The organism is Halomonas sp. AOP43-A1-21 (genome assembly GCF_052376775.1).
In the GTDB taxonomy this organism is placed as follows: Bacteria; Pseudomonadota; Gammaproteobacteria; order Pseudomonadales; family Halomonadaceae; genus Vreelandella; species Vreelandella colorata.
Genome location: NZ_JBQSWC010000038.1, coordinates 44,441 through 50,726 on the forward strand (window position 1 = coordinate 44,441; position 6,286 = coordinate 50,726).

General features: G+C 52.3%; 6 protein-coding genes. 2 read left to right on the plus strand and 4 right to left on the minus strand.

Going from position 1 to position 6,286, the window contains the following annotated elements; all coding sequences use genetic code 11:
* Window positions 1–53 precede the first annotated feature (53 nt).
* Together nfi and ACT3R7_RS17980 are read right to left on the minus strand one after the other, a co-directional pair.
* Window positions 54–764 (minus strand): deoxyribonuclease V, encoded by a 711-nt coding sequence (gene nfi / locus ACT3R7_RS17975; protein ID WP_192538021.1) that lies wholly within the window; start codon window positions 762–764, stop codon window positions 54–56.
* Window positions 765–902: 138 nt separating this feature from the next.
* The gene (locus tag ACT3R7_RS17980; RefSeq protein ID WP_192538020.1) at window positions 903–2,636 is read right to left on the minus strand and encodes a DEAD/DEAH box helicase; all 1,734 of its coding nucleotides are present in this window, start codon (window positions 2,634–2,636) and stop codon (window positions 903–905) included.
* A gap of 510 nt (window positions 2,637–3,146) precedes the next feature.
* Here ACT3R7_RS17980 and ACT3R7_RS17985 point away from each other — a divergent pair.
* Together ACT3R7_RS17985 and ACT3R7_RS17990 are read left to right on the plus strand one after the other, a co-directional pair.
* Window positions 3,147–3,344 carry a CsbD family protein gene (locus ACT3R7_RS17985; RefSeq protein WP_192538019.1) on the plus strand — a complete coding sequence of 66 codons (198 nt, stop codon included), beginning with the start codon at window positions 3,147–3,149 and terminating at the stop codon, window positions 3,342–3,344.
* A 127-nt stretch (window positions 3,345–3,471) separates the two neighbouring features.
* Window positions 3,472–3,954: a PRC-barrel domain-containing protein gene (locus ACT3R7_RS17990; RefSeq protein WP_192538018.1), complete on the plus strand. Its 483-nt coding sequence runs from the start codon at window positions 3,472–3,474 to the stop codon at window positions 3,952–3,954.
* Between the two features lie 125 nt (window positions 3,955–4,079).
* On the opposite strand, the gene ACT3R7_RS17995 is transcribed toward ACT3R7_RS17990, so the two are convergent.
* The gene (locus tag ACT3R7_RS17995; protein WP_192538017.1) at window positions 4,080–5,075 is read right to left on the minus strand and encodes a glutathione S-transferase family protein; all 996 of its coding nucleotides are present in this window, start codon (window positions 5,073–5,075) and stop codon (window positions 4,080–4,082) included.
* 100 nt (window positions 5,076–5,175) lie between these two features.
* Window positions 5,176–6,087, minus strand: a complete 912-nt coding sequence (locus tag ACT3R7_RS18000) for a LysR family transcriptional regulator (protein ID WP_193091865.1) — start codon at window positions 6,085–6,087, stop codon at window positions 5,176–5,178.
* Window positions 6,088–6,286: the final 199 nt, after the last annotated feature.

Sequence of the window (6,286 nt, forward strand, 5' to 3'; positions counted from 1 at the left end):
TTAGCTGGTTTACATTCAGATAGTTTAAATTTAGACAGCTTAATTTAGATACTTTAAAACAAGGAATCCTGAAGCTGCTTTGTACGCTGACCACGTCGCGAGGCGAGCCTATCTGCCAGGCGAGTAGGCTCTGGCAGCTTGGTGCGCCCCAGGCAACGCATTACCCAGTCAAGTGATGTTTCAAGGCTGATACGATGCCCAGGTGACACAAACACGGGCTTTACCTTGGCCCGCGAGCGCAGCACGGCGCCGATCGTGTCGTTACCTGCCCGCAGCGGCACCCAGTCTCCTCGCGCCTCCCCGACCTCAGCGTATTTTCCATACAGGCGTGATTTAGCGATTCCGATGGTGGGTAAATCCAGCCACAGGCCTAAATGCGCAGCAATACCCAATCGACGCGGATGGGCGATACCCTGCCCGTCCACCATAATCAATTCAGGCATGATGCTGAGTTTTTCAAACGCCCCAAGCGCTGCCGGAATTTCCCGAAAGGAAAGCAACCCCGGCACATAGGGCATCCGCGTTGGCTCGCGATGAACGATCTGCTCAACGACGGTTAGGTCAGGTGCTGGTGCCGGATCCCATTTCAATAACACCACGGCCGCCCGCGTGGTCGCTCCATCGTCTTCAAAGCCAATATCCATTCCAGCAATATGTGCGACCGGGTCAATACGATCTGCAAGCTCCAACTGTTTAGCAAGCTGCTTTTGCAGCGCGATGGCGTCCTTGGGTAACAAATTCCACTCGTGAAGCGGCGCGTTCATTATCGACTCCCTGTCGCGTGTATCCTTGATGCATTTCTACCTTCAACCTCTTTAAGGGTAGCAAAAAAATGCCCCCGCACCGTTTCCGGGCGAGGGCATTTTAGACGCGGCGTTGACCGCTAGTAACCGCTTAAGCGATTACGCTTCGCGACGACGGACCGGCGCGTCACCATCATCACGACGACGGCGCGGAGCGCGATCCGGCGCGCTGTCTTCACTGATTTCAAGCGGGCGACCGGCGACACGCGCACGGGCCATCTTGGTCAGGATAGTAGCGGGCAGACCGCTAGGTAACTCAACGACAGAGAAAGCGTTACGAATATCGATACGACCGATACGTGCACCTTCAATACCGCCTTCATTGGCCAGCGCGCCTACCAGCTGGCCTGGCTTGACACCATCTTTATGGCCAACGGATACACGGTAGCGGGTCATGCCTTCGCTGGGTGTGCGAGAACGCTCACCACCACGTTCTGCGCCACGCTCACGACGAGCACCTGGCTTGGCACTGCTGCCGCCTTCACGCGGTGCACGCTCTTTACGCGGCGCCTGCAGGCGACCGATCGGTGCTTCATCAGCACGCGCCATTGCGCCAAATGCACAGGCCAGCACGATCGGGTCATGACCCTCGGCCACTAGACGCTCAACCAGTGCCAGCTGCTCTTCGGCACCTTTGGTCAACGCGGCAACCACACGATGGTGGAAGACTTCATCACGGTGAGCGCGAATAGCGGCTTCGTCAGGGAGCGGCATTTCGGTCATTTTCTGACCGGTTGCCTGTTCCATCCAGCCTACTTTACGACCTTCACGGAAACCGGCAAACGTAATCGCGATACCGCTACGGCCAGCACGGCCGGTACGGCCAATACGGTGCGTGTAGGCTTCTGCGTCTTGCGGCAGGTCATAGTTGATAACGTGCGTAATGCGCGGCACGTCAAGACCACGAGCGGCAACGTCGGTTGCAATCAGCACGTCAACCTTGCCACGCTTCAAGCGCGTAATGGTGCGCTCACGCAGGCTCTGGTCAAGATCACCAGAAAGGCCTGCAGCGTTAACGCCACGTGCGGTTAACTGCTCAACCAGCGTAGTACACGCCGCACGGGTGCGAACGAATACGATCGCCGCATCAACCGCTTCGACTTCAAGAATGCGCGACAGCGCTTCAAGCTTGGCACCACCATCAACACGTACAATGCGCTGCTCAATGTTTTCGCCAGTCGTCGTGCGCGACTCAATCGCCACTTTTACCGGATCAACCAGATAACGATTAACAATGCGTTCAATTTCAGTCGGCAGGGTTGCCGAGAAGAACACACGCTGAGCATCTTTCGGGGTATCGGCGACCACACGTTTAACGTCGTCGATAAAGCCCATGCGCAGCATTTCGTCAGCTTCGTCTAACACGAGGGCTGACAAACCATCCAGCTTCAAGCTGCCACGGTCCAGGTGATCGATAATACGGCCAGGGGTGCCAACGATGACCTGGGCACCGCGCTTCAGCGCGCCTAACTGCTCACGATACTCTTGACCACCGCACAGGGTCGCAACTTCAAGACCCTGCAGGTTTTGACCGTACTTACTAAAGGAGGCTGCAACCTGCTGAGCAAGCTCGCGGGTTGGTGCCATAACTAACACTTGTGGTTCACGACGTGTCAGTTCTAAACGCGACAATAATGGCAGTGCAAACGCAGCGGTTTTACCGGTACCCGTTTGTGCCTGGCCCAACATATCGCGGCCTTCCAGCAGCGCAGGAATAGTTTGCGCCTGGATTGGCGAAGGGGTTACATAGCCCTGTGCTTCAACAGCAGACAGAACGGCAGGCAATAGAGCCAGATCGCCGAAGCTCGGCGAGGCGACAGAAGTCGAGGTCATTAATCACACCTTGGTAGGCCGGTCGTACCGGCAAAAAACATCATAAGCGTCTCTGACTCTGACATCGACGCGCTAAACAAGGCAGCATCGAAAAACAGGTTCCGTTAAACGGATTAATGTCATCAGTGGAGTCGGAGACGCCGGTCGCACCTAGCATCCGGTTGGCAATACCGTCATTACGGGCCAACCGCTGTGGCGACCTTCTGCGCCGATTTCACCCGTTTGGTGAAATGCTGGAGGCGCGCCATCTTCACAGCAATGAACATCTGCATTATCGAGATGTTCCCGCAAGCCTTGCTACGTATCCAAATATAAAATCACGTAGTCAAACGCTTATCGTCGTGATGGAGGGGTCAACACATGCGAGGAGCGCGCATCCTAACACCGCAATAGACGAATGGCTAGTTTTTTTACTTCACCCAAATCAAACAACTTCACTTGCACTTGTTTAAATATCGTCTAACTTAATAAGTGCCTAAACATGTTCAGCAATTATTCAAGGAGCGATATATGAACTGGGATCAAATCGAAGGCAAATGGACGGAAATGAAAGGCAAGGCCCGTTCCAGCTGGGGTGAATTTACCGACGACGACCTTGATCAAATCGGCGGTAAAAAAGATCAACTAGTTGGTAAGCTTCAGCAAAAGTATGGTCTTGAGCGTGAAGAGGCTGAGAAACGTGCTGATGATTGGGCCAACGGTCTGTAGTTATTACGTAGTTACTACATAGTTACTACATAGCTATTTTTGGGTAAATCGATTTTTAGGTGCTGAGCAAACGGATCCTTCCCTTACTTGGCACCTGCTGATGCTATTAGCTACATGGAGAGATGCTATGCGTAAATCAATGCTAACGACCGCTATCGGAACTGCACTTTTAGGCAGCTTGGCATTCGGTGTGCAGGCGTCCCAAGAGCCTCAGGGTATGTACTCTGCAGAAGACATCCTTGATGCCGAAGTTTATTTCGCCAATGGTTCGGATGATGAGATTGGGGAAGTTGAAAACATCCTGTTCGATGAAGAAATGCGTATTAATGCGCTAGTTATTGAAAGTGGAGCGGTATTAGGTCTGGGTGGCCGCGAAATCGTGGTAGGCACCGACTACTTCTCACTTGAAACGCATACTGAAAGTGATGGTGACACTGAACATCGCATTATGCTTAATGCCACTGCTGAAGAAGTGGAAGGCTTCCCAGCCTATGATCGTGACTGGTGGGAACAAACTAAGGCTAATGCACGTGACGCCTGGGAAACCACCCGGGATGGCGCGCAAAGCGCTTGGCAATCAACCCGTGAAGCCGTATCCACTAACGAGTAGTACCGTCTTTCGTAACGAGCAGTCGCGATGACTGTTAATGAAGCGAAGCTTATGATTAAAAGGGCTGCCCACTGGGCAGCCCTTTTTCATGCAGCATTATCACCATACTCGCTGCTCTTTTTTGTCTACTGACTGGACCGTACGCCCTGCCCCGGCAGCCGGTTACGATCATGAGGACGTTCAAAATCAAGCTGCGGCCCGGCGGGTACGATGCGGGTTGGATTAATCGTGTCGTGGCTATAATAGTAGTGACGCTTTATATGATTCATATCCACCGTTTCGGCAACGCCCGGCCACTGATAGATCTCACGCACGTAGTTAGCCAAATTGGGGAAGTCTTCTATGCGCTTGAAATTGCATTTGAAATGGCTGTAGTACACTGCGTCAAAACGGATAAGCGTGGTAAACAGACGAATATCGGCTTCCGTTAGCCATTCACCCACCAAATAGCGCTGTGTATCCAGACGCTTTTCCATGCGCTCCAACGCTTCGAACAACGCTTTTACGTGCTTTTCGTAAACCTCCTGCTCAGTGGCAAAACCCGTTTTATATACGCCATTGTTGATATGGTCGTAGACATCCGCGTTTACCGAATCAATTTCTTCGCGCAGATCGTCTGGGTAAAAATCCAAATGATTATCAGTGAGCTCATTAAAGGCGCGATTAAAAATACGTAACAAGTCCGCAGACTCATTATTGATAATGGCATTGCGCTGCTTATCCCACAGTGCCGGCACCGTGACGCGTCCAGTATAGGTAGGATTAGTCATGGTATAGAGCTGATAGTGGTAATCAACGCCGTTAACCACATCGCCACTTGAGCCTTCATCCTGCTTGTAGGTCCAGCCTTTATCAAGCATCAGAGGGCTTACATGCGATACGCCTATTAGGGATTCAAGCTCTTTCAGCTTACGTAATATCAATGTGCGGTGAGCCCAGGGGCAGGCCAAAGAAACGTATAAATGGTAGCGATCTTTTTCAGCGGGAAAGCAAGCACCGCCAGTTTCTGGCTGATTGCCAACCCAGTCACGCAGCTGAGCCGATTCACGCACAAATTCGCCACCGCTCTTTTTGGTGTCGTACCACTGATCATGCCATTCGCCATTAACAAGCAGACCCATAAAGCATCTCCTGACAGGGTGATTAAAAGCCAGCTATAGGCCAGTATGCATTAAGCATAATCCTGTCGAGCAGATGCTCAAGCGGATGTTTTAACGCGTTTCATTCGAGAGAATCGAACCGTTCAGGACATAGCTCCTCGACAGCTTGCTTTAACGCGGCGGCCATCGCATGCGCCGCGGGCCCCGCACGGTCCCGGTCACGAAAAATTATCTGAATAGGCACTTCACGGATACTGCCTGCGGTTAATGGCAGCGGCTTTAACTTGCCATGAAAAATTTCATCAGCAATACGCGTTTCCGGCATCCAGGCAAACCCCAGGCCACGCTTCAACATATCGAGCGACGTGTTTAAGTGTCCCACTGTCCAGCGCTGCTCGGCTTTTAACCATCCAGCGTCGGTCGACTGACGCAACGCTGAATCGCGCACGACAAGCTGGCGATACTGCGCCAGGTCACGTAAATCAAGTGCTCGGCCCAACTGATGTAGCGCATGATCAGGATGGGCCACCGCAATAAAACGCACGCTAACCAACGGTTCGCCTAAAAAGCCTTGTGCCTCCATCCCCGATATCACTAAATCGGCGCGCCCATCGTAAAGCATTTCCGTGCCACCATTGAGTACGCTTTCATGCAACTGAACGCGTACCTGGGGGTACATTTCGGAAAAGCGTTCCATGGCCTTGGCCTGTGCTGCGGCGGGAAACACCTGGTCAATCGCCAACACGATTTCAGCCTCCAAGCCCTCCGCCAGCCGTGAGGCAACATCTTCAAGTGAAGCCGCACTTTCAATGAGCTGACGCGCACGGCGAAGCAATAACTCCCCCGCTTCGGTTAAGCGAACCTGCCGCCCAATGGGTTCAAGCACCTGAACACCTAATTGCTCCTCAAGCTTATGAACCGCATGATTCAGAGTGGAGGGGCTTTTATGTACTACTTCTGCCGCACGCGCAAACCCCCCATGGTCAACGACGGCTGCCAGCATTTGCCATTGTGCAAGTGTCACCCGGGACATTTCGACTCCCTCGATGCTAAATCGCGAAACCATCCGCTTAATATTCGAAAAACCATGTCTATAATGCCAATAATCATTAATAAGTACTGCTAATTTAGAATTAATCCAGCAAAAATAATGCTTAAAAAGCCTTATGCACATTAATCAAAGCCGTTTCGCGCCTTGATGCGTGAAGCAGTATCAAGGGGGGCTTGATTAG

What these genes read in the sequence shown, in the direction of transcription:
- ACT3R7_RS17985 (WP_192538019.1), top strand. Translation starts at nt 3,147, where the DNA reads ATGAACTGGGATCAAATCGAAGGCAAATGGACGGAAATGAAAGGCAAG.
- ACT3R7_RS17990 (WP_192538018.1), top strand. Translation starts at nt 3,472, where the DNA reads ATGCGTAAATCAATGCTAACGACCGCTATCGGAACTGCACTTTTAGGC.
- ACT3R7_RS17980 (WP_192538020.1), bottom strand. Translation starts at nt 2,636, where the DNA reads ATGACCTCGACTTCTGTCGCCTCGCCGAGCTTCGGCGATCTGGCTCTA.
- ACT3R7_RS17995 (WP_192538017.1), bottom strand. Translation starts at nt 5,075, where the DNA reads ATGGGTCTGCTTGTTAATGGCGAATGGCATGATCAGTGGTACGACACC.
- ACT3R7_RS18000 (WP_193091865.1), bottom strand. Translation starts at nt 6,087, where the DNA reads ATGTCCCGGGTGACACTTGCACAATGGCAAATGCTGGCAGCCGTCGTT.
- nfi (WP_192538021.1), bottom strand. Translation starts at nt 764, where the DNA reads ATGAACGCGCCGCTTCACGAGTGGAATTTGTTACCCAAGGACGCCATC.